This window comes from Borreliella americana (genome assembly GCF_032595795.2).
GTDB lineage: Bacteria > Spirochaetota > Spirochaetia > Borreliales > Borreliaceae > Borreliella > Borreliella americana.
The window spans coordinates 12,625-31,745 of record NZ_CP179253.1 but is presented as its reverse complement, the minus strand read 5'-3'; the positions used below and the strand labels follow the sequence as shown (position 1 = coordinate 31,745).

Genomic DNA, 19,121 nt, shown 5'->3' with positions numbered 1-19,121 from the left:
TAAATAGTATCTAATAGTATACAAAAGATTAAACTAAAAGCCAAATCAATCGAAACTAACTGGCATTAATAAATTAATAATTAGTGCTAATTGAAAAATTCCCAAGGAAACGTAAATTATATTGATACCCATGCAGATACTTTTTCGCTTTTATATTTCATATTATTGCGGCTGCAATATAGCAGCCAAAAACTTTTCCAACACTATCTTATTTATCTTGTGTTGTAAAGATTTGTATTGTCAAATTAAAATTAATAATAATGTGAAAAGTTTTTTCATATTATTGCCCCTAATAATAAAGTTTTGATAATTAAGCATTAGCGCAAGTTATTAGATTTTGAGCTTGTAGATTAGTTTTTCTATAAAATATCATTTGAATTACTTTGCTGTGTTAAGCAGATTTTAATTTAGGTTTTATTAAGCTTCCGGTGAATTACTCTTTCTATAATATTAGATTTAGAAAGAATAACCCACTATTAAACCTATCCTTTATAAAAAGGATAGGTTTTTACATAACATCAATTCCAATAACATGACTTTAAAGGTTGCTTATTGATAATATGTTATTTTTCAGCCCTGTTGCTTGGAAACTTTTTTTTGCAATTTGCTTGTAAAGTTCCGTTAAATAAGATTCAAGCTTATCAACATCTGTTCTTGTAGAATTTATATAATCTTTATAATCTAATAAAAGCTGTTCTAACATTTTTGAGATATCTGTTTTTATAGATAATAATTTTTCAAACGAATTTTTAAGCTTTTTTAAATTTGAAACGGCCAGTGTATTTAGAGTATCTTTTTTAAGAGATAGGTGATTAATAACTGTATCAAAAGTGCTTCCAAAGTTGCAAAAGGTGCCAAATAGGAGGGTTTTTTGTTTTGATCGAATTAAAATATTTGAAAGATTCGCTAATTTATTGGTATTAATAGAATTTAAAGTAGCATAAATGAATTTTCTATAGTTTTTAGATCGCTCAGTATTATCTGCTACCGTTTCATATGATGCTACCCAATAAATTTCTTTGAAAATTGACATTCCATATTGGTTTGAAGGTTCTTCTTTTAATTTTTTTTCATATTTTTTTTTATCTGTGTTAGCTGTTTCTATTAAATTTTTTAAATCATCAAGTAGCGTATTTTGTATTTGTTTATTAGGAATTCTTTCTGTTTTTAATTCCTTGTTAGAATTATTTTGATTAGTGTTAGAATCTTGATTGCAAGCATTTAAAAATAGAAAAACAAATATACTTACGATTATATGGTATTTCATAGATATTCTCCTTAACTATAATATAATGCAATAATAATATAATTAAATAATTAGTATAAATTAATGAAATAATAATAAGAATATTTTTATTTTTAGATATTTTATAATATTTTTAGTTTTTTAATGTTAGCAATCCGATAATTATTGCTACAGCAATTGTTTTGAGAGAAATGGCTAAAGATGGCCAGCTTACTGTTAACAGTGAAGAGAATGACACCGTTAAAACTGCTATTAAAATTGGAGTCACCAAAACTTTGGTAATATTGACAAGCGTATCAAAACACTCCGTTGGTGTAATTATTGAAAACTTGCCATGAAGCAAGAAAAAGCCCGCTTCGGTTTGGTTTGGTTTGGCATAAAGGTTGGAATAAATATGATACCATTAATTTTAAATGCCCCTTTGACTTTAGGAACAGGATCTTTTGCCCAACCCAAGAGGATTATATTTACGGTAGTGCATTGCTTGGATCATCTCGGATACTTAGAGGAATATTTGTGGAAACTGGACACATTACCGGAAGCATACCGCCAAAAAACTTGCCAAAAGAAACAATCGGCTTAGCATTAGTAGGAATAGTAGGGCTCGCGATTAATAATCCTACATAATTAGAATTATTATTAGCTTTAAATTTGCAAATAGATACAATGCAAACCTTAAAAAAGACTCGGCATTAAGCTTGTGGTTTTGAACCCAATTTTGACATCAGAATAAACGGATTCCAGCTATCGTTTAAAAAAGTTATTAAAAATCAATTTGCCTAGGAAAAGCATGTTAACATTAATACTCTCTTCTTAAGCTTATCAATGAAAATAAAAAAATATTAATACTATTTCGAATTCAAAAATTACAGAAATAGCTCCTTGCTTCGGTTATATTTGCACGATTCTTTACTAAAATATTTATCGGAATATATTCTACGAGCACTTACAAATAGGCTTTCCTAAAATCAGTTTTGTATTTAGTTAATAACTATAAAAGAAAGAAAAAATGAATTAATAAAAGAAAAAAGTCTAACAAAAAATTTTAATGTTAATAACTTATATTATTTATTTTGATAAAAAATAAACAGAAATATTTAACAGCTTTACAGATAACAGAGAAAGAAAGCTGCGATATTCTTAGAAACCGAATTTTTCTTAATTCAAATAGAACCTAAATTTTATTTTTACCTAAAAAGACGTAAGGCTAGAAGTATAACTATTTCTATAATGTTGATGAGCAAATCAATAAAAAAAGAATATATCTTGGTATAATTCTATGAATGATTACTAATATAAAAGAGCCTTATTTTAAAGAAAGCTCTAATCTAAATATATTTAAATATTTTCTTATCCATTTTAAGACTTACTTAAAACAGTTTTTGCATTTTTAATCAGTTCTTTTATAATCCTCTTTCTCCCCATTGCTAAACCTTTTTTAAAAGAAGAAGCCTCTAAGCTCTTTAAAGCACCTTCTGCTTTATTTAAAGCCTGTCTAGATAATTGTGATGCTACCCTATTTTCACTTTCCAATCTTTTAATAATGCTTTCTTTTAAACTTTCCTTAGCTTCATTAAAAATGAAAGCTGAAGATCTTATCTATTGTTCTGCAATATCAATGTAATTATAATTTCATCAAGTTCGTCTCCTATCTTTAAATTATTTTGCAATTGTGCTAGCTCCTTTATTTTATTTATATTGTTATGATCATTTTTTATTAATGATGTTCTTTTATTCCTAATTTTAGTTATCACATTATAAAAATCATTTCTTATTAAAGTATATTCATGTTTAAGTGAACATACACTTTCAATTAACTAGAGAAATCCAGAATCTCTAATAAGATTCTCTATATTTTTAATTGCTTTATCTGCTTTCTTTTCTTCTTTGGTAAAAGGTAAAAAATCATCTTTTTTTATCTCTTTTTTTTGATTATGCTCAATTAAAATGGTTGTGGTATACTAACCTTATATTATCAGATATTTCTAAAGACACCGCAGGCCCTACAGGAGAGACTCTACAGGTTCTACATTCCCTACAGTAGGCACTATGATGAACGCTAAGGATTCTGCGGGAGAGCAATTAAACTCTCATCTTTCAATTCCTCAAAATTTTTAAAACCCCTTTTTTCTTCTTGATTATCATATAAATTATTAAGAGCATTTTCTTGAACACTACTACCCAAAGCTTATTTTAGATCATTGTTATTTTTTTGCTCTTTATTGTGGGCAATTTAGAGTCTATATTGCAAGATATCAATCCTATCGTTGTTAACAATGTATATATGCATTTATGCCTATATTTAGTAACTAAACTAATACTAGGCGATAATTAATTGAATATACGCGATGACTATTAAAGGGTAGCTTCTGTGACATATAAGCTCTAAACAAATATTATAAATTAATAGAATATATGAGCATTAATAAAGCTTATAAGCACAGAATATATTCTAACGATAATCAAAAAAAAATATTTTTCAAAAGTATTTGGATGTGTAAGATTTTCGCATAACAAAATGTTAAATGATAAGAAAGATTATTATAAAAAATAAAAAAAGTCTTATTACCCATCCAAGTAAATATAAAGAAGAATTTCTATTTTTTAAAAAATTGATAGCTTAGCTCTTTGTAATGTCCAACTTGACTTAAACTCTGCGTATAATAATTTTTTTTAAAAAAATTAAAAAGGTAAATAGAATTAGTAGTAGAAAAAGATGCTGATGATAAATAAATAATATAGGAAATACAGTTATTAGGTAAAGCTTGCTAGCTATATCTAATAGCTTTTCACATAGCTTAGAGATAACGCTGCAAATTAAAAACAATTCTCTATAAAAGTTAAATTTTTTTGTTTGTTTTTAACATCACTAAACATCTTTTCAGTATACTCACCATTGTTTTCTTGGACTTAAGTTAGCCAAGATAAATAGAAAGTTAGACAATTGATATTAAAATATATTGATATTAAAATATATTGATATTAAAATATATTGATATTAAAATATATTGATATTAAAATATATTGATATTAAAATATATTGATATTAAAATATATTGATATTAAAATATAATTTAAAACATTATGTTTAAGGAGTGTAAATGTGAAAAAATTAATAAAAATGCTACTGTTAAGTTTATTTTTATTGCTCTCAATATCTTGCGTTCATGATAAACAAGAATTATCATCAAAATACGAATCAAAAAAACAGGATATATTAAGTGAATTAAATCAATTATTAGGGGAAACTACAAATTCAATAAAAGAAGCCAAAAATACAACAGATAATTTAAATGCATCAAATGAGGCAAATAAAGTTGTAGAAGCGGTTATAAATGCGGTTAATTTAATTTCATCTGCTGCAGATCAGGTAAAAGGTGCAACAAAAAATATGCATGATTTAGCTCAAATGGCAGAAATAGATTTAGAAAAAATAAAGGATTCTAGTGATAAAGCAATACTTGCCTCTAATGTTGCAAAAGAAGCATATGACCTTGCTAAAGCAGCAGAACAAGACATGCAAAAACTATATAAAGAGCAACAAAAAATATCAGAATCAGAATCCGACTATTATGATTCTGCTGAAATAAAACAAGCTAAAGAGGCTGTAGAAATAGCTTGGAAAGCCATATTAAAAGCAAAAGATAAGTTAATTGATGTAGAAAATACAATCAAAGAGACATTGGATAAAATAAAGACAGAAACTGCGAACAATACAAAGCTTGCGGATATAAAAGAAGTGGCAGAGTTAGTATTACAAATAGCTAAGAATGTAAAGGAAATAGCGCAAGAAGTTGTAGCCTTGTTAAATACTTAAATAAATTAATAAATAAAAGATGGAAGGATAAAGGAAAAACAATTTGTGCTAGCTTATCCTTCCTTCTCTAATTAAATCTTTAATTAAAAACGAAATCTACAGGGAAATATACATTTAACTCTGTTTTTATTTTTGTAATAAAAAGAAATTAATAATGGTGTTTTTATTTTTATACAATACTTACTATTATCTTGTATTTAAAAGGCATATACGCTTATTATTGAATATTTACTTAATAAGTAGATAAATGAAACACATAATGGATTGGTATTGAGATAAGCAATATCAAGAGTGAACCAAAAAGAATTTTTATTTTTTAATATCGCCATCTTGATAAGGATTTTCCATAAGATGCTGCAGAGTACACATTACTTCGTAATTTAGATTCTAATAATGAGAATCTAGAAACTCGAATAAGTATGCTTGAAAAGCAAATTATTGGGGGTTAAAGATGAATTTTGAAATGGAATAAAAAATTAGATAAAAAGATGGAAATAGCAAGAATTGAACTTTCTATAAAAATAACGAAAGTAAAATTAACTTAATAAACCAGTTAAGAGTTTAATATTTCCATTTTACTGGGTATTAGGAATATTTATTCCCAGCAATAGGATTGTTTTTATATCTGTGCTACAAAAGTAAAAATGCAGTAAATGTTCTCTTATAATAAACTTTGCAAAAGGAACTATTATTTTTTACGACTTCATTTTACTACCTAGAGTCTAAACTTTTAAAAGTGTCATATATCCTTTTTAATTTATCAAAGTCTAATTTTACTTGACCCATCTTGTAGTTAATATTTTTTGTTTATGCTTATTAAGCATATTTTTAGCCCGCTTCATTACCACTTTAACATCATTTATCCCGGTATGGCAATGATCGTTATGCCCTGCAATATAATGCTTTTTCTTAATACCCCTTCTGCTCTATCCTTTGCATCTGCGAGATAATCTTTAGCTATTTTTGACGACCACAATGCATCTTGTAAACAAAATTAGCAGAAACGCAGCTGCTATAAACCTCAATAATGAATTCTTGCAAACTGGGTAATAATTCTTCTTTTAAGTTTATTATCCCCAGATACTTTTATAACTTTATCTAAATCAGAGCTAGCTTTTTAGGTTTAATTTTGTATATTGTCAAGACTTGGTTGTATCTCTCTTCTATCTGCAATCTATTAACTGTTCTTGTTAAAGAATATTGGGCTTTTTAATAATAACTTTAGAATCCACAGATTCTTTATTAGCTTGCTTAGAAAGGTTATAATTACCATGTTGATCATGAGCTAGTACACTCATGAACTAAAGCTTTTTGTTTTCATCTTCACTCATCTTTACTTCTAACCTATTGCCTTATCCATCACTCTTTCCCTCGCTCTACCTACACTTCTAACCTTAAGGACGCTTCTGTTATTATCTTCTATATAATCAAAAGAATCATTATCGACCTTATTAGATGAGTCTATACTTTTATTATTGTTTTTAAAAGGATCGTAGTTATTAACTAAAGTCCGTTCAGCTTTATCTAAAAGCGTTTAATATAGTCCACAACAAAAGACACCACCACAAATTACACTGGATAAAATTTATTCTAGCAATAATAGAATTGCTTTTATATCTGTTAAAAAGATAAGCTATAAAGATATTTGTCTCATTCTTATATAATAAAGAAAACTGAGGTCTTTAAAATTACACCATCTAAAATTCTATAGCTTTTTAAGCTTCATATGCTCACCAATAAATCCCTCTTGGACTTATGTGTGAAAATGTTTTTCCCTCTAAAATATCATTTAAGTTTCTTTAATGAACTAAGAAGATTTGAATATAGGTTAGTGCTATATTATTTTGCTATATACTATTTAAATTTTGACTTTTATCAATAAAATCTTCAAATCTAGCATTTAAAGAAGATCTCTTTTTTATTTTGTTTTTTCCATTTTATACTCCTGAATTTATTTTATATTTTAAATTATATATTTCTATGCACTTAAAACTATTAATTCCCATCTAAAAAACAATCAAACTAATGATATGCGGTAAAAAACATATGATAAGTCTAGATATCACTAATCATGTCCATCAGGTATCTTCTGCGTCTCGTATAAAGATTTTAAGGCTTAATTAAAACTACTTTCTAGCATAGACAAAGATATCGGAAAAAAATCTAATATATTATTGTCCATTATAGACTTATAATATGAATTAATGAAAGCCATAATAATCAATTCTAAGAAACTATTAATTAACTTAGTCATATTTCGACAAACAATATCCAATAAACCCCTGGGCTTTATTAATCAACTAGAAATTTGCTCTTTTTTATTTTAATTCTTGGTTAAAAGAATCTCAAAGAGCGTGTATAACTAGTAGATAGTACTTTATTGACTAATGATTTTGACTTAATATGTTGTAATTTTGCTTTCCAAGACCATATCAAAAATGAAATTTATTATTCTATATTTTCATCTTTATAGCTTAATTTTCATCATTATAAATAAACAGGCCTCTAAACCACTTCTAAAATACCCCCAAAAAAGAGTTTAAATAACTATTCCACCATATCTGCTCAACTCATTGAAGAATTTTCTTAGTACTTTAGATCCTTAACTTGATTTTCAATTTCAAATTAAACTTTTCAAAAGTCTTATTTTACTTTTAATTTATCTTCTATCTTCTTAACTTATAAATTTAAAAAAAATTACTATAAGACATTTAAAACAATTCCTTGATCTTGCCATAAGCAAAAAATTTCTCTACTCTTAAGAATAAAAAAATATTTATTTTACCACTTAGTCCCCAATTAATTATCCAAAACTTAACCCTTAGTACTCCCCCGCATAAGTTTTGACCTAAAATAATTTCTATCTCTCTAAATACTCTCCCTTAACATCTCCTTTTGCTTATATTATAAATTTTAATTAAAACCATAGTTTAAGTATAAAAACATCCCTTAAGACATGCTTTTTTGTTTTACTCTGTAGCTCTCTATTTACAAAGATTTTACAAATATTCAAACTAAGCCTAATTTCTACTGCTCATAATAGACAAGTAGCTCAATTTGAATATAAAGCAAATAATATTAAATATTAATGTAAATTTAAATTTAATTTCATCCACTGCTATCCTTTTGCTTATTCTCCTTAATTGTTCTACCTTAATCTTTATCAAATTCTCTCTCCTCTCACATACTTTCACACCCTATTTAAAATTAATACTAATGCCCTAAGAAGCCCATTATTGCCATATAAATTTAACTAAAATACTATCAAAAAAGAAGATATAAGCTACAAAACTCTTTAAAAAGCCCCACATCTAAACAAACTAACCAATTTAATCACTTTATGTTTGTCTTACTTAATGAATCACTAGAATCAACTTATCAAAACTACTCCCTTACCTCTCAATCATCATGGTTTTTTTAAATCATATATGATATATATATTAATTCTCAGCTTATCTTACGTATATATTAGGTAAAAAATAGACACAAACACTCGTACTATTTGCGCTTCAATAAAACAACTATTAAAAATCAATATTTTACTTTCCTTATACAGGATAAAAAGATATAATATATTTGATATATAATATCACTTTAATTTATTTACTTAAACTTAATAAATAAATTAAAGGAGAGAATAAAAAAAAATGATAAAAGGCAATACGTTTATTTTAATATTAGTAACAACAATGTTTGTATCGTGTAAATTCTATGGAAGTGATGATACAAATAAAAAAAACACATCTTTAAGTGGTGCTACTTTGGGTATTGACAATATAGGTTCAGTCATTTTAGAACAAGACGGAAACAAAAAAGGTGATACTACTAATAGTAAAGTTGCTTTGGCTCAAGTTACAGATCATGCTAATAGCAAACTTATGCTTGCTGATGATCCTGATTCTAGTGTTAGTAAATACGACCAAGAAAATACTACTGGCAAATTAAACGAAGAAGATATGGATAAGCTTAAGACCTTTTTTGGAAAAACTATAAAATATCAAGGAACGCTAGATTCTATTTATAACAAATATACACGTTCTTATAATACTATTGCCACTTATTCTGGTTGTGCTGATTATGGTATTGAATGTTTTAGTGAAGGCCCTTCTGCAAGGCGTAGCCAAGCCCTTACCAACCTAGAGAACAATCAACTAGATAAAGAGTATTCTAAACTTAACAAAATGCTAAAGCAAGCTGCAACTGGTTATGACGATAACACTTTGAATAGTGCAATTAATAAATATAAGGAAGTTATAAAAAGGGCTAAAGAAGCTGAAAATAACATAGAAAAAGAAAACAATTATGTAGAGACTAAAAAAGCTGGCGAGGAGAAAAAGAAGAAAAATTTAGATAATCTAAAAACAGTTAAAGATGTTCTTTCTGTTTCTGAAAAGACCATAGAAACAGCTAGTGTAGCCTATGCCAATGCTTTTGCCGTTATAGTATCTAGGTTATCTTCTGCCGAATTTATTACAGCTGTTAATGAATTTAAGGAGGCTGCTGAAAAGTATGCTAATGGCAATAAAGGAGACCATGCTGTTGATGTTATTGTAGGTGCTATTGCAGGCATAGCTTTTGATAATGAGAATAGATTTCAAAGAGCCAAAATGTTTGCTAATAAGGAAAAAGGTGCGGAGGTAGACAAAATGATTGCTGCCATTGAGAAGCTAAGAGCTACTTATACTGCAGTTAAGCCTAAAAATAAAGATAAATAAATAATAACTGTAATAACTGAGAAAATATAGAGAATATTCTTAAGCATTTCTATTAAGCTTTTTGTATACATAATTTATTTTGGTTATGTTTTATTATGTTTTATTTTTTATAGGATATAAATAGACATATAAGTATATAAAAATATTTGTCACACAAGACATTCATGTAATCATTTATTCTATTATTATTTGATAAATTTGCTCAATATGGCTTTTTTAAAAAAATAAATAGGGCATATCTTTAAAACCCTTATCAATAAAGCAGTATTAATGCTAATTTTGGAAACATTTGCTACACGTACAAGATATTAAACCATTTTTTTCTTAGCATTAATATCATTATTATATATTTAAAAATAAGCCACGATTAAGGACCCAAATCCTCCTGGGACAACATATGGGGTTGATCGTATATATTTTAGCCCCTATTCCATTAAAAATAACATTTTATAATTCATTTAATTTAAAAATGAATTATAAATTACAACAAACTCCATGTGATAAGATGTATAAGAACTATCGGATTTTTCTTAATCCCATTATCTAGTCTCTGGGGCTTTCAGAGTAAACATTTACATTTGATTTTTTATTAAAGAGCTACTCTTTTAATATTACCAGACTAAAATTATTTAAAATAACATTTGCACATAATAACACTATCTATTGGACTTACTGAATCATACTAAGATAAAAAAGTTGGCAAATATATTTTGGTTGAACAAATAATTAAGAAGTGTTAAAACTAATGAAAAATCCATTAATTTTAAGGTTTACAAAACATAAAAGATTTCTTCCTGTAAAGTTATTTACCTACATATGCTTAATAGTAATAGCTTAAAAGCGGATATAAATATTATTGTAAGAAGAGAGTCGACAATTTTGATACTACTTAACGGTTTGGATTATTCTATTTCTGCTTTGTTTGTTTTAAAGCGATTTATGGTTTGAGGCTTAGTGTTGATTTTTTTACCTTCTTTTATTTAAATTTATTTACAATAAATCTTTTACTATAAATGAATTATGAATATTTTAATAAGAATAAGTCAGATCTCATAATTAGTTTAATCAAGAAAAAAATTAGCACATATCCATTTATGATTTAATTTCTAATATTTAGATCAGTGGTGATGTATTATTTTAGCTTAAAGGAAAATTATAACAATAGTTAAAGTACAGTAGATGTACTTTAACTTATCACCTATATAAATACAACACTAATTAGTACATAAATAGAAATGATTATTTTCATAATATATCATAAGCAAGTCGTTTACAAGCTTCCGCTATAGCACTGGCAGCTTCGCTTAGCAATTTCAATGACTCACCAAACTGTCCCGATGCACTAGCGTCCTGCAACAACTCACCACAAACACCATTGCCATTACCTTTAACGTCGCCAAGGTATTTGTCTACATCTTTCATCAACTCATTTATACATTTCTTAACCAAATCTTTTCCTTCTGTCTTAGAATAAGAATTCAAGCTCATTATAGAATAACCATACTCATCCTTTTCCTTCTTATTAAATTCATCTACCACTTCCTTTATTTTTTCGCAGATACTTCCAAAATTATCATTATCGATCTCATTTATTTTTGAATCCACGACCCCTAATATCTTGTCTAACAAGCGTATTCTACCTATTCCAACCTTCATATTATCTGTAAGAGGGGATGAGGCACCATATCCTGAAGCTACCAATAGCTTTACAGCTTCATCAAGCTTTTCGGCTGATTCTCTAATATTTCTTACAAGTGCTGGAGCATCTCCCAATGCTATCTTAGCATTAGCATTCTCCTTTTTACTACTTAAAACCTTATATTTAGATTCCTTGGCAGAAAGACTAACCTTTTCAGCCATATCTTTAGGATTATCTTTACTTAAGGCTTTAATTTCCAATGTAGATTCCAACATACCTTTTACACCCACAACCTTAGGGTTCGAGTGGCCATCACCTTTTCCCATGGTGTCATTTAAATTTGAATACCATAATTTACAAGACACTACTAAAAAGACACTAAACAAATATAAATATATTTTCATCATATTTAAACCTCTCTTTACAAGAGTAATTTACATCATTTTATTGGGATTACTACCTATCCGACATTTAATCTTTCTGAGATTACCTATTTTATCTATTAATGTAAATTTAAATTAACTCCAAATTATTTGTTATATTTATACTCTTTGTTAACTTTATGTTTTTAAGTTTTTAAACAATATCTATCTTTTTGCCTTATAATTTTATCTGCGCCCAGCTTCATAATACACTCTATTGAATATAACATGAAAAAATATAATATACCAACTAGAAATCTTATAATTCAATTTTTAGTTCAATGCTAAACATATTGTAAAAAGGAGTATCCTTAAGATTTATCTTTTTATTAAATTCCAATATATTTGACACCTTTAAAGAATATTCTTTAAGAATTAAAAAATTATTTTCAAAATAGAATTGCAAGGAATGAGTATTTAGATTGGTTCTTAAAGAAACCGTCGTTTGGAGTAGCTCATAAATCCATGCTAGTTTGATCCCAGCTCCCAAAAAATAATTATTATTCTTCGAATAACTCTCAAATACTATTGACAAATCATTAAAAAAGTCATTTTCAAAGCTAATATAATATCTAAGACCAAGCAAAAATCTATTGTCATCATCATCAAATTTATAATTTTTAGACCAAAGTAGGTCTTGTCTTAACGTAGAGTAAAAAAATACTCCACTATAAATTTCAAATAAAAAATCAAAAATAACAGTAATATCAAAAGTTTTATTTTCAATGTTAAATGGGAATTCAACCATTGCAAGTAAATCAACTTCATTAAAAGATGCTTGAAAATAAAGCCATGGGGATAAATATTTGGGAGATGAAAATTTATCTAGGCTTTCTTTGTCTAACATAGAACCCAAAGAGACAGAATAATTAGAAATAAAATAATAAAACTCAAAAAACCATTCTGGTTCTATTGTGGTCCTTTTTAAAACAATATTTTCAATTAATCCATTTCCTAAATAATAATTTTGCCTACCTAATTTAAAAATAAAATCATTAAAGCTTAAATTGAAGAATAATTTATTAAAACTAAAATATTGATCATTATTTTGCACAATAAAAGAAGGTGCAATGCCAAATTCTAATATTTTATAGTTTAATAAAAATCCTAAATAAGCTTCATTGGCAAATTGTAAAGCTCCTGTACCAAAAAAATCTTTTTTATCTTCATCGGGCAACAATAAAGAGAATTTTGTTTTGAATCCTAAATGCTCCTTTAAAAACAAAGAGGATTCAGAAAACAAAAAACCAGGTAAAGCCAAAAAAAGAATTAAACAAAATTTTTTAAAAAATACCAATATTAACTATCCCTCTACGCTCTCAATTTATATACCTTGAATATAAATCAAATATTCTATTAAATCCTTTTAAGCTAAAAATAGAGTTATTCAGATTAGTACTAATAATATTTTCCACATAAATTTTGGTACTAGAATCGTTAAAAGCTTTATCTTCAATTTCAAAATAAACAAAAGCATCAATTCCTTTAATATTTCCCTTTCTATAAATTACTTCTTTTAGAATTTTTAATTTCTTGTCTTTGTGTAAAGTTTTAAAATCATTTTTATTAATTTTTAATAAATCTACAAATGGATATATTGATTTTTCTTTTGATTGAAATTCAACCCTATTACCTTCGGATTTTAATAAAACGAAATCTGTATTGAAATTTAAACCCAAAATATCTTTAAGCTCAGATGAGCCCTTAACTTTATAGGATGAGCTTACCTTAATTGGAATCTTGGCTTGTCTTCCTAGCATAAAATGCCCTTTATTCCTAATAGATAAAAAGGCAAAATCCGTTTTTGATCCTGACATATAAATTAAACGCACATCCTTATTATCAACATTAATAATTCTTAGCCCTACGCTTTCTTCTAAATTATTTTTTACGTTAATTTTAAAATTCATTTTGAAAGCATAAATTCCATTTTTTAATTGGGGATAATATAAATTTTCAAATTCTTTTATTAAACTTTTCCCATCTCCAGCATTTAACAAATTTAAAACACAAAAATTGAAAACAATTACAAAAATCTTAAGCATCATTCATTACCTCTACTACCGATTTCTTACTTGCTTTGCTAAATGGCAAAATAGAAGAAAAAATAGCAAGAATTAACATGAAAATTGAAACATATATTATATCACTAGTATAATAAAATATGTTGATGTAGTATGTTTCTGAATAGCCTGGAGGAGTAAAGCTAATTTTTTGAAACTGAATAAAAAGTTTAGCAAAATAAGCCAATATTACTCCTACAACAATATTGACAACAGAAATAATAACAATTTCTAAAAATAGAGAGTAAAAAAGTTCCAATTTGGTTAAACCAATTGCTCTTAATGTACCAAGCTCTCTAGTGCGCTCAATGCTTAATGCTGTCATTATCTGGAAAAATGCAATAAATATAAGAAGAGATATTAAGACCAATATAAACATAAATGTTGTTCTAGTCATCCCTAAAACAGATTTAAAGTAAGGATTAATCTCAAACCAGTCATTATAATCAAATGAAATCCCCTTATTTTTTTTAAAATTATCTAATTTCTTTTTAAAAGTCTCTAAGGTAGAACTATCCTTTAAAAATACTTGGATCACATGTGCTCCACCCTCAAATGCAAACAAGTCTTTTAAAGTCTTAATAGTAGTAATTGCAAAAATATTATCTGCTGTTGAAAATGGAAATTTTATAATTCCAGCAACTTTAATATTTTGGAAATTCAAACCTCTCCCGAGCAAATTTGTCATTAATGTAAGATCAGAATTGGTTTCTGTTATTTTTTCTATACCAAACGAAGCGGCCAAATTACTACCAAGCAAAAACTCACCTGCATTAGAATCGTGGAAAATGGGCTCACCCTCTAATAAAGATAGGCTGCTTGTAATTATATCTGGATCTTCATAGGCAAATGCAAAAACTGGGTTACTTGTCGAAGAATTGCCCAGAAGGCCATCAAAATTAACTATTAAATTGGTAGATTGTAATTCATCATAACTAGCTATTTCATTCCGTATCAAATTAATATCCTTTTCTTCAAGTAAAAGCCCATTCTTAAGGTTGCTAAATTTAGGATTAAAATAATTTTCTTTCGCAATTTGAATATGGCCACTTGAACTAACAAAGCTCTTTTCCATCCCCTCTCTACTAAAGTTCATATATCCAACAAAAACCAATAAAAATACCACAGAACTTGCTAGAAGTAAAGATAATATGATTGTACGCCTTAAATCTCTAAAGATATTGTAAAAAGCCAATTTAAACACACTCACCTCCCACTAAAGACAGCACTCCATCTTCTATTCTATAAAGTTTATTAGCCAAATTTTTTAAATTATAGTCATGAGAAACAAAAATCCCAATTGCATTCTTCTCTTTAAGATACTTTTGTATTGAAGTATAAACAAAAATAGCTGTTTCTTTGTCCAAATGACTAGTTATTTCATCTCCAATTATTAATTTGGGATCATAAACAAAGGCTCTTGCTATTCCTATCCTTTGCCTTTGTCCTCCAGACATATATCTAGGTTTTTTATTCACAAACTTTGAAAGTTTGAAAAATTCTATTAATTCTTCCGCTTTAGACTTTAATCGCTTAGCACTTTCTCTTGAGAATCTTAGAGGCAATGAAATGTTGTCAAAACCTGTAAGACTTGGGATAAGCTCAAAATGCTGAAAGATTAACCCTACGTTATACCTTCTAAACAAAGTTCTATCCTTTTCATTCATTGAACTCAAAAGAGTTGAGTTGAAGCGGATCTCCCCTGTATCAAGAGAATCTATTCCAGAAAGCAAATTCATTAAAGTTGTCTTGCCGCTCCCCGTAGGTCCTGAAATCCAAACCATATCCCTTGATTTTAAATTAAGTGAAATATCCTTATTTGCATGAATAATTTCTTGTCCGATTTTGTATTTTTTATTAACCAATTTTAAATCTAAATTAACATTCCCCACAAAACCTCCTATATTTCAAATTCAACCATAAAATTTAAAAAGCTTTACCAAAATAATATCACTCAAAAATTATTGAACTTAATAAAAATCCAAATGATAATTTTTTATCCTGATTAATGCCAACCTTGAAAACAAAAGGAACCTCCTTAAATAATTTATAACCCATTCCAAAACCCAAAATATAAAGAAACTTTCCTTTATCTAAAAGCAAATCCTCTTTTATCCCATATCCAATATCTGCGGACAATACTAAAAATAAATCAGAAACAAGATTTCTTAATGATTCAAGGAAAAATAATCTATACTCTAATCCAAAATTAGAAACAACATTAAAATAAAGACTGTCTTGATCCATTTTGGGAATAGTCAAAGCATAAAAATTTAAAGCATTATAATCAAATCCGGTTTCAAAGATAGAAGACGAAGACTTTTTAAAATCGCCTGCCACTCCAAGATCGGCCTTAAATCCCAGTTCTCCAAAAGGAATAGAAACAAGATATTTTAAATTCCAATGTACTCTATAAAACTGTTCATTATTATCTGATAAATACTTATATAAGAAAGACGTTCTAATATCTGCTCTCTGAAATTCTGAATAATAAATTGGAAGTAAAATGGCAACCGTGTTTTCCACGGTTAAAGCATTATGATATGACCCACCAACATTAGCTTCTGTTTCCTTGATTAAATGATTCATCAATCCCGATCTAAATCTATTTTCAAGTCTTAAATAATCAAAATTATAACCAACCTCAAAATTACCAATATGTTCAATATTTTTAGAATCAAAAATAAACGGAATCCTAATTTCATAAAATACCTTAGAAAAAAATTTCCTAAAATCATAAGCAAGCCCAGCGCCAAATAAAAACATTTTAGAATAATCGGTTCCTAATCTAAAAAAAGGTGAAATTTTTGAATCATTTTCCTTAATGTTCAAAATAAAATCAAAATTATTTTCAAAATTATTTGGAACACTAAGATAATCAAGACGAAATTCAAAATCCACTCCGCGTATTACAAAATCACCTAGCTCATCATCTAACTCATTTGCAAACACCCCAAAACAGGGCAATATTAAAAATAAAAACTTTTTCATGAATACCTTCAATCTTCCTGCATTGAAATTAAATTCTAAATGATTTTCTAATAATAGAAAGAATTACCCTCTTTTAATTTTTCAATTGCCAATACAGCCATATTTCCATTAGGAAATATGGCTGTGGCTTTTTTTAAACATTCAATTGCTTCCAATCTTCTATTAGTACGAATTAAAAAAGAACTTTTCACTAATTCTTTCAAATATTTTTGCCTATCATTAAGATTGCTGTCTTCTGCTCTATCAATATAGCTTTTTGCAAATAGAATTTTATAAAAATCTCTATTTGACACTCTAACTGTATATAAAATAGACAGGGGAATAAAAGCCTTAACGTTATCACCATCTATTTTTAAAGCTGTTTCTAAATGCCTCTTGGCATTAACAAAATAAGAATACAATCCTTTCCTATTGTGCGGTATTAAATTTATAGCAAGCTCTCCCAATGCTATAAAATAATCCGCTGGAACATTATCATCTTCTAAAGAAATTTTCAAAGCACAATTATAATTGCGAATTAGTTTTTGAATCAAATCATTGTATTTATGTGGATCATTAATTAAGTAAGAAACGTCACACAAAACCAAAGACATAAGTAAATTTAAGTAATTATATTGAATACTTTCCCTTCTATATTTCATTAAAATAACATTCTCTATGCTTTGAAGCTCATTTGTAAAAATTTTATCGGGTGAAAAAAAATCAAACTCAAAATTACCAGAACAATATTTAGTATGAACACTTTCTATTTTATCTATATATACTTTGATCTCTTTTTCAAAAGAAAATAGGTTAATATTTACCAAAAAAATTAACAATGCCCTTAACATATAAAAATTACCTCATAACTCATAAATCTTAAATGAGTTATATTAACCTCTTATTCAACTAATTTTTTATAGGAAAATCCATAAACAAATTTCCAGCCTTGTTTTGTTCTAGAACTATCTTGTGAAAAGCTCCGTTGGGAAATATTTCACCGGCTTTGAGTATATATTTAAGGCTTTCTTTTTCATTTTTAAGAAGGAAATGAGCTTGACTTATCCATATATTTGCGAAATATTTTTCCACATCTGTTTGACCATGTTTAAACCCTAATTGAGCAAATGACAAAGTTTTATTTGGATCTCCCCCTGCAACCCTTGGAGCATATAAATACCAGCTTGCAAGAGAAGTATTGGCAAATGAGTTTTTACTATTAATTTTTAAGGACTTTTCAAAATATTTTCTAGCCTCATTTGCAAGCCTGCTTAAAGCTGCACCCCCCGCATACCTCAAAAGCATTAAATTAACATCTCCTAAGATCCTGTAAATATCACTTTGAATGGTTTTTTCTAAACCTTTAAAATCTGTTGATGCAATGAACTCTAAAAGAGATTTTTGAGTGGATTTTAAAACAGAATAACTTTTAGAAGAATTCTTTCTTCCTTCTTTATTCTGAAGAAGTCTGGCAATTTGGTAATCAACAAGATTAACAAAATATGACTTGATGCCGGAACTCATTTCGCTCAATGTTTCTTTAAATTTATCAAACCTATATATATAGGCATCTTCATCATTTTTTTTTGATAATTCCTCAATTTTGCCCGAATAATAACCTTCCAATATGCCATAAAATTTTCTACTTGAAACATCAAATGAATATACACAAACAACACTAAAAGTTAATAATAAAAAACAACAACTAATTTCTCTCATAATTACCCCATTCAAACTTTAGTTCAGTACTTAATAAATTCTAATTTTTTTGAAAAAATAATAAAAAAAATAAATTCAATACTGTACACTCATTTCTGAAATTTGATCTTACCCCAATACAAAAACAACCATACTTTAAAAAACAAACGGTCTATCATATTTAAATAATTCAACATTTAAACTTTAAAAAGAATGTTTATAAGTAAATGTTTTTGAATTTTTAAAATTTAAGAAAAGTTACTTATTAATAAATATTAATTTTTCTTATAAAGAAGAAACTAAAAAATCAATATTTATTCAAATTTATTAATAATAAAATTTATGTATGTCAAGCAAAAATAAATCTTTAAATATGAATTTTATAAAAAATAAAAGATGTGAGTGAGAAAATACAAATTCATTGTTAAAAATTAAGCCTAAACAAAACAATTTTTTATTAATCCATTTTTAGATGCAAGGCACTATTGTCACACCGATCCTTCATTTATCCAGACTGAAGTTGTAATTGGAATTATTAAAAATGAAAAAAG

General features: G+C 27.2%; 14 protein-coding genes and 2 pseudogenes. 5 read left to right on the top strand and 11 right to left on the bottom strand.

What is annotated here, in order from left to right; genetic code table 11:
- Positions 1 to 538: 538 nt before the first annotated feature.
- Entirely contained in the window at positions 539 to 1,267 is a 729-nt protein-coding gene (locus tag QIA00_RS05280) for a complement regulator-acquiring protein (protein ID WP_421114490.1), read from the bottom strand.
- Positions 1,268 to 1,404: 137 nt separating this feature from the next.
- On the opposite strand from QIA00_RS05280, the gene QIA00_RS05275 reads away from it, so the two are divergent.
- Together QIA00_RS05275 and QIA00_RS05270 are read left to right on the top strand one after the other, a co-directional pair.
- Complete coding sequence (locus tag QIA00_RS05275; RefSeq protein WP_421114495.1) at positions 1,405 to 1,584, top strand: variable large family protein; 180 nt, start codon at positions 1,405 to 1,407, stop codon at positions 1,582 to 1,584.
- A 285-nt stretch (positions 1,585 to 1,869) separates the two neighbouring features.
- Entirely contained in the window at positions 1,870 to 1,956 is an 87-nt protein-coding gene (locus tag QIA00_RS05270) for a hypothetical protein (RefSeq protein ID WP_421114494.1), read from the top strand.
- A gap of 649 nt (positions 1,957 to 2,605) precedes the next feature.
- Here QIA00_RS05270 and QIA00_RS05265 read toward each other — a convergent pair.
- Positions 2,606 to 2,788 carry a P12 family lipoprotein gene (locus QIA00_RS05265; RefSeq protein ID WP_421114493.1) on the bottom strand — a complete coding sequence of 61 codons (183 nt, stop codon included), beginning with the start codon at positions 2,786 to 2,788 and terminating at the stop codon, positions 2,606 to 2,608.
- 53 nt (positions 2,789 to 2,841) lie between these two features.
- Positions 2,842 to 3,165: pseudogene (locus tag QIA00_RS05260) on the bottom strand (P12 family lipoprotein).
- 496 nt (positions 3,166 to 3,661) lie between these two features.
- Between QIA00_RS05260 and QIA00_RS05255 the strand changes: the two are divergent.
- The 3 genes and pseudogenes from QIA00_RS05255 to QIA00_RS05245 all read left to right on the top strand — a co-directional run.
- Positions 3,662 to 3,948, top strand: a pseudogene (locus QIA00_RS05255) (helix-turn-helix domain-containing protein); the annotation flags it as partial.
- A gap of 401 nt (positions 3,949 to 4,349) precedes the next feature.
- Positions 4,350 to 5,063, top strand: coding sequence for an OspD family protein (locus tag QIA00_RS05250; RefSeq protein ID WP_421114489.1), 714 nt, complete (start codon positions 4,350 to 4,352; stop codon positions 5,061 to 5,063).
- Positions 5,064 to 8,710: 3,647 nt separating this feature from the next.
- Positions 8,711 to 9,778: a hypothetical protein gene (locus QIA00_RS05245; RefSeq protein ID WP_421114488.1), complete on the top strand. Its 1,068-nt coding sequence runs from the start codon at positions 8,711 to 8,713 to the stop codon at positions 9,776 to 9,778.
- 1,245 nt (positions 9,779 to 11,023) lie between these two features.
- On the opposite strand, the gene QIA00_RS05240 is transcribed toward QIA00_RS05245, so the two are convergent.
- The 8 genes from QIA00_RS05240 to QIA00_RS05205 all read right to left on the bottom strand — a co-directional run bounded on the left by QIA00_RS05240 (position 11,024) and on the right by QIA00_RS05205 (position 18,591).
- Positions 11,024 to 11,821, bottom strand: a complete 798-nt coding sequence (locus QIA00_RS05240) for a hypothetical protein (protein WP_421114487.1) — start codon at positions 11,819 to 11,821, stop codon at positions 11,024 to 11,026.
- A 277-nt stretch (positions 11,822 to 12,098) separates the two neighbouring features.
- Complete coding sequence (locus tag QIA00_RS05235) at positions 12,099 to 13,019, bottom strand: hypothetical protein (RefSeq protein WP_421114492.1); 921 nt, start codon at positions 13,017 to 13,019, stop codon at positions 12,099 to 12,101.
- Positions 13,020 to 13,158: 139 nt separating this feature from the next.
- Positions 13,159 to 13,887 carry a hypothetical protein gene (locus QIA00_RS05230; RefSeq protein WP_421114486.1) on the bottom strand — a complete coding sequence of 243 codons (729 nt, stop codon included), beginning with the start codon at positions 13,885 to 13,887 and terminating at the stop codon, positions 13,159 to 13,161.
- Positions 13,877 to 15,106, bottom strand: a complete 1,230-nt coding sequence (locus QIA00_RS05225; protein ID WP_421114485.1) for an ABC transporter permease — start codon at positions 15,104 to 15,106, stop codon at positions 13,877 to 13,879. The genes QIA00_RS05230 and QIA00_RS05225 overlap by 11 nt, the downstream gene beginning before the upstream one ends.
- A complete protein-coding gene (locus QIA00_RS05220; protein WP_010257267.1) occupies positions 15,099 to 15,794 on the bottom strand; it encodes an ABC transporter ATP-binding protein in 696 nt (231 codons plus the stop codon). The genes QIA00_RS05225 and QIA00_RS05220 overlap by 8 nt, the downstream gene beginning before the upstream one ends.
- 58 nt (positions 15,795 to 15,852) lie before the next feature.
- Positions 15,853 to 16,893, bottom strand: coding sequence for a hypothetical protein (locus QIA00_RS05215; RefSeq protein ID WP_421114484.1), 1,041 nt, complete (start codon positions 16,891 to 16,893; stop codon positions 15,853 to 15,855).
- 47 nt (positions 16,894 to 16,940) lie between these two features.
- A complete protein-coding gene (locus QIA00_RS05210; protein ID WP_421114483.1) occupies positions 16,941 to 17,723 on the bottom strand; it encodes a hypothetical protein in 783 nt (260 codons plus the stop codon).
- 58 nt (positions 17,724 to 17,781) lie between these two features.
- Positions 17,782 to 18,591: a tetratricopeptide repeat protein gene (locus QIA00_RS05205; RefSeq protein ID WP_421114482.1), complete on the bottom strand. Its 810-nt coding sequence runs from the start codon at positions 18,589 to 18,591 to the stop codon at positions 17,782 to 17,784.
- Positions 18,592 to 19,121 lie beyond the last annotated feature (530 nt).